Here is a 3,952-nt window from a genome sequence, read left to right as displayed (position 1 = left end):
GTACTTCCAGCCCTTCTCCCGCAGGTAGCGGTGCAGTGTAGCGATAATGTCGATGTCCTCGGTCACCGTGTCGGTGGAGAACCCGCCCGCCAGCACCACCGTCTCCTTGTGCAGCATGCAGAAGGCGCCGCTCACGATGAAAGTCGCCTGCAGGAAGTTCCACGCCGGCCGCCCGAACATGAAGGCGCGGATGTATTCCACGACTTGGCACATCTCCAGCCAGCTCGTAGGCAGTCCCACTTCCGCAATCTGCCCGTCCTTCAGCTTGCAGCCGTTGGCGATACGAACGATGCCGCCGCTCACCACCGTGTTCACGCTGGAGTGCATCACCGGCGCCATCAGCCGCAGCAGGGCATCGCGCTCGATGATCGAGTCCGCGTCCACGGTGCAGAAGTATGGGCTGCGCGCCATGTTGATGCCCACGTTCAGCGCGTCCGGCTTGCCCCCGTTTTCCTTGGAGATCAGCGTCAGTTCCGGCCGCCGGTGGTTGTGGTAGAAGGCATAGGGCTTCTTGGCCGGCACCTGCTCGCGATAGATCAAATCCATGCGCACCAGCTGGAACGCGTCCACCAGCGCCTGCACCGTGCGGTCGGTGGAGCCGTCGTCCACCACGATGATCTCTTTCTCCGGATAGTTCAGGTTCAGCAGCGCCGTCACCGTATCCACGATCGCCGCTTCCTCGTTGTAGGCCGGCACGATCAAAGCCACCGGCGGCGTCACCGGTGAATCCGCCAGGTCGGCGTAGCCCCGGCTGCGGGCATACTTGGAGTGCTGGGTCACGCTGTACAGCGAGATCGCCATCAGCACCGTGTACCCCAGGTTGGTCACGATGAAATAGATGAGGATCAGCGTGTTCAGATAATCCAGGACGCGTAGTGCGATGTGCTCTCCCATGCTTTATCCCCGGCTCGGGAATCCCCGGCCCGATGATCCCGACCCCGACGGAAATCCGCGCCCCGACGAGGACGTCGACGACATCTGGCCGCTGCGGCTCACCGCCTGCCGCAGCAAGTCCCGCGCCTTGTCGCCCACCGGCCCGCCGTCGGTTTCGGCCAGCGTCTCCAGGATCGACATGTACTTGGCGGTCGGCGCCACCATCAGCGCATCCATCAGGAGAACGCGCGCCTCTTGCGGGATGCGCGCTGCCACCGCGTTGAGCAGCAGCGAAGTCTTGCCCATGGTGGCCATCTTGCGGCACACCGCATCCGCCAGCCGCGAGCCTTCGCCGCCCGAGGCCAGCGCCGTCACCAGTTGCTCGATCATCCCCGTGCGTTGGATCTCTTCCGCGATCTGCTCGCTCTCGTAGCGGTCCGAGGTCGCCGCGAAGTAGCGGAACAACTCGTTCAAACCCGACATGCCGAAGGCCCGCAATGTCCCCACCGCCGCCTCCCGCACCCGCCACTTGGAGTCCGACAGGCAGCGCAGGATGTCCGGGATCAAGTCCCCGTAATAGCGGTCGCCGCACACCCGCACCGTGTGCAGGCGTACAAACTCATTCTCATCCTTCAGCAGCTTGCGCAGCGCATCCGCGGCCTGGGCGTCGCGGAACTGCGCCACCAGCGCCGCGCTCCGCGCCCGCACGTCGGCGAACACGTCGTTCACCGAGTGCTCCAGCAACAACGCGCACAGTTCGTCCGGGAATCCGCGCCGCGTCAATTGCATGCTCCGGCCCGCGCGCCCGGATATCTCCCGCATCGTGTCCACCACGAAAAAGCGCAGCCGTCGGTTGGGATGCCGCACGTAGGGCACGAACAGTTCCAGGTCGCTCATCTGGTAGGAGCACAAGGCCGCTTTGGTGGAGCGCAAGGAAACATCGTTGCCCTCCTCCAGCGCCTTGCGCAGCTCCTCCAGGAGCAGCGGAATGGCCGCCGGATGTCGCGCCCGCCCCATGGCCGCCACCGCTACGCTGCGCACCTCCGTAGCCGGATCGTGCAGCGCTTCCGCCATGAACACGTGGGCGTAATCTCCTGCCAGGCTGCCCAGCTTGTCCACCGACAGCGCCCGGGGTACGCAGAAGATCCGCAGACGACGGAAGTGGTTCAGTGCGCTCTTGCGCACTTCCGTACTTACCGCGGTTTTTTCCTTGTTCAGCGAGCGCTTCATCAATTCGGAGGCGCGCGCGCGCCCGAACGCCGTCCGCGCCCAGCCATCCACGTAGCCCAACGCGAAGAGCAGCTCGCTCACCCGTTCCAGCGCCTGCCCCACCACGATGGTCGGCGAAGTGATGCGCCCCGTGCCCGACTGCACCCGGCCCGAACTGGAGGCAATCCGCCCCGAGCTCGAACTGGCGCGCACCCCCGAGGACGACGACACGTGCCGCGGCGCCGCCAGTCCCGCCAAACCTTCCCGCAGCAGGTCCAGGACGCCGTCTTTCTCTGCCTCGCTGCGCGCATCCCGCAACAACTGCGCCGTCGGTTCCACTCCTACCGAGAGCGCCATGAAGTCCGCCACCGCCCGCCGGTAGCGTTCTTTGGCCTCGTCCTTGGTCCGGTAATACCTGGTCCGGGCCCAGCGTCGATAGAACACGAACACCAGGAACACCAGGTTGACGATCACCACCGCGGCCAGCAGCCACACGGTGATCAGAATCAAGTCTTCAAACAGAAGCACGGGACCGCCTCAGACAGCAAAGTTGCACTTCAGGTCTCACTGTTTGCGCTCTTGGGCTTTGCGCAATCAGTCCGTCGGGGGGCGAACATAGGCTACCGCTCGCCGGAAAGTTCTTTTCCTGCCGCCACTTCCGGCACGGCCCGCCTCTCTAAAGCGAGCCAGTATACCTAAGGACATGTTTACCGGAAAATAAATTCCGCGGGAACCCCACTTAGGTGCCATTACGGATGGGATACTCGCCCGTAATCCCAATCAGGGAAAGGCAGTTACCGGCGCTCCTCGATCAACCGGAATATCCTCTTCAGCACCTCGTCCAGGCCCAGGTGGGTGGTGTCCAGAACGACCGCGTCCGCCGCCGGCTCCAACGGCGAAGCCTGCCGCGTCCGGTCTCTCCGGTCGCGCTCCTTCAACTCCTCCGCCACCGCTCCGCGCGCCTTCTCCCGCACGGCATGCTGCTTCAGCCGCCGCTCGCTGCGCACGGCCGGTTCGGCCTCTAGAAAAATCTTCAGGTCGGCGTCGGGAAAGACCTTGGTTCCAATGTCGCGGCCCTCCATGACCACGCCCCCGCCCTTGCCCATCTCCCGCTGCCGGGCCACCATCCACTCCCGCACCTGGGGATGCAGCGAGACCCGCGACGACGCCTCGCTCACGTCCGCCTCGCGGACGCGCCGCGAAACGTCTTCCCCGTCGAGCAGCACGCGGTTCCCGTCCTCGACCGGCTCCAGTTCAATGCGCGACTGCCGCGCCAATTTCGCCAGCGCCGGCCCGTCATCGAACGAGAGATCGTTTCGTATCGCCTTGAGAGCCAGTGCCCGGTACATCGCCCCGCTTTCGATATTCACGTAGCCCAGCTTGCGCGCCACGCGTGATGCCACCGTGCTCTTGCCCACACCGGCAGGACCGTCAATGGCGATGATCAGCTTCCTGGCTTGGCTCATGGTTTCTCCGTCGCCACCGCCCGCGGTTCCGCGGCGCGCAGTGGCGCCAGTTCCACCAGCGTCGTCGATCCCACGCTGCGGAAGGCCAATTCGCGCGCCGCCAGCAGGGCGTTGACGTTCTCGCGCACCCGGGAGCGCGGCGCCAGCAGCGAGAAGAACTCCTCGATCTGCTTGCGTTCCGCCGCCACCACCGCTTCCAGATAACGCGAGATCAGGGCAGAGAGCGCCTCGCCGACACTTAACTGCAATCCTTCCCGCACGGCTTCTGGCGCCCAGCGCAGCAGCGTGTCCCAGAGCGCGCCTTCGCCGGCGCGGTAATCCACGCGGGTGATGCGCAGCCGCGACCACAGCTCGCCCAGGGCGCGGTCCAGGGCCGCTTCCGAAGGCTCCCCGCCCAGCGCCTG

General features: G+C 65.4%; 4 protein-coding genes. All 4 read right to left on the bottom strand.

The features are described from left to right. Positions 1-894, bottom strand: an 894-nt coding sequence (locus tag VLE48_11830) for a glycosyltransferase family 2 protein (GenBank protein HSA93692.1), incomplete at its 3' end; no start/stop codon positions are given. 3 nt (positions 895-897) lie between these two features. After that, complete coding sequence (locus tag VLE48_11825; protein HSA93691.1) at positions 898-2,610, bottom strand: HEAT repeat domain-containing protein; 1,713 nt, start codon at positions 2,608-2,610, stop codon at positions 898-900. Positions 2,611-2,876: 266 nt separating this feature from the next. Continuing rightward, positions 2,877-3,548: a (d)CMP kinase gene (cmk, locus tag VLE48_11820; GenBank protein HSA93690.1), complete on the bottom strand. Its 672-nt coding sequence runs from the start codon at positions 3,546-3,548 to the stop codon at positions 2,877-2,879. Further along, on the bottom strand, positions 3,545-3,952 hold a 408-nt coding region (locus VLE48_11815), incomplete at its 5' end, for a crosslink repair DNA glycosylase YcaQ family protein (protein HSA93689.1). The genes VLE48_11815 and cmk, both read right to left, overlap by 4 nt.

It is taken from the genome of Terriglobales bacterium (genome assembly GCA_035454605.1).
GTDB lineage: Bacteria > Acidobacteriota > Terriglobia > Terriglobales > Acidobacteriaceae > DATMAB01.
The sequence above is the reverse complement of the archived record's forward strand: the minus strand, read 5'-3'. Positions and strand labels throughout refer to the sequence as shown.